This is a genomic window from Leifsonia sp. 2MCAF36, assembly GCF_052115525.1.
In the GTDB taxonomy this organism is placed as follows: domain Bacteria; phylum Actinomycetota; class Actinomycetes; order Actinomycetales; family Microbacteriaceae; genus Leifsonia.
Window position 1 is genome coordinate 1 of record NZ_JBFRGV010000021.1, and the last position, 1158, is coordinate 1158.

Below are 1158 nucleotides of genomic sequence, written 5' to 3' on the forward strand. Positions count from 1 at the left end.
GGCTGGGTCTAGTGGTGGATGCAACGGGCTGATCCGGGAGGATTCTGCTCATGGTCGGGACACGGTTGTCGGTGGTGGAGCGCGGCAAGATTGAGGCGTTGTGGGGGCAGGGTTTGCGGATTCCGCAGATCGCTGTGGTGTTGGGGCGGGATCGGAGTGTGGTCTGGAGGGAGCTGAAGCGGAACAACAGCGGACGCCGGTCAGGGACACGGCATCCGGGTGGTGCCCGGCGGGCGGTGCCGGGTGGTTTGCCGGGGGTATATCGGTGGGCGTATTCGGCGGGGCAGGCGCAGACGCGCAGCGTGATCCGCGGCCGGCGTCCGAAGCCGCGGAAGCTTTTGCCGGGGTTCCGGGAGCCACAGCGGCCGCTGCTTGGCGAGCTGGTTCGGCACAAGTTGCGTCAGCGGTGGTCGCCGCGACAGATCAGCTCCTGGTTACGGTTGGAGTATCCCGACCGGCCGGAGCTGCAGGTGTCTCACGAAACGATCTATCAGGCGATCTTCATCCAGGGTCGCGGTTCGCTGCGTGGTGAGATCGACCGGCAGGACGCCCTACGGTCCGGGCGTGTCCGGCGGCGCCCGCAGTCCCGGGAAGCATCCGCGGCCCGGTCCCGGAAACCCTGGGTGACGGGATTCAACATCTCCACACGTCCTGCCGAAGCCGCTGACCGCGCCGTCCCTGGGCATTGGGAAGGCGACCTGGTCATCGGCGCCCGCGGCTCCTCCGCGATCGTCACTCTGGTGGAGCGCTCCACCCGGTTCGTGATGCTCGGCGCGCTGCCCGATGGCCGCACCAGCCCGGAAGTCATCGACGTGCTCCGCACCCTGATGGGTCGGGTCCCGGACCAGATCCGCCGCTCCCTGACCTGGGATCAAGGCTCCGAACTCGCCCAGCACGCCGAGTTCACCCTCAGCACCGGCTGTCCCGTCTTCTTCTGCGACCCGCACTCGCCCTGGCAACGCGGCAGCAACGAGAACACCAACGGACTCCTCCGCCAATACTTCCCGAAATCCTCAACCAACTTCCGCGACTACACCCAGGAAGACCTCGACGAAATCGCCCGCCAACTCAACGGACGCCCCCGGCAAACCCTCGGCTGGCATAATCCAGCCAACAGGTTAAACCAACTCCTCGTTGCATCCACCACCTGAAACCGCC

The 1158-nt window shown here is 66.5% G+C and carries 1 protein-coding gene; it reads left to right on the top strand.

Annotated elements, in window-relative coordinates:
• Nucleotides 1–50 precede the first annotated feature (50 nt).
• Nucleotides 51–1151, top strand: a complete 1101-nt coding sequence (locus tag AB4079_RS19405; protein ID WP_441788970.1) for an IS30 family transposase — start codon at nt 51–53, stop codon at nt 1149–1151.
• Nucleotides 1152–1158 lie beyond the last annotated feature (7 nt).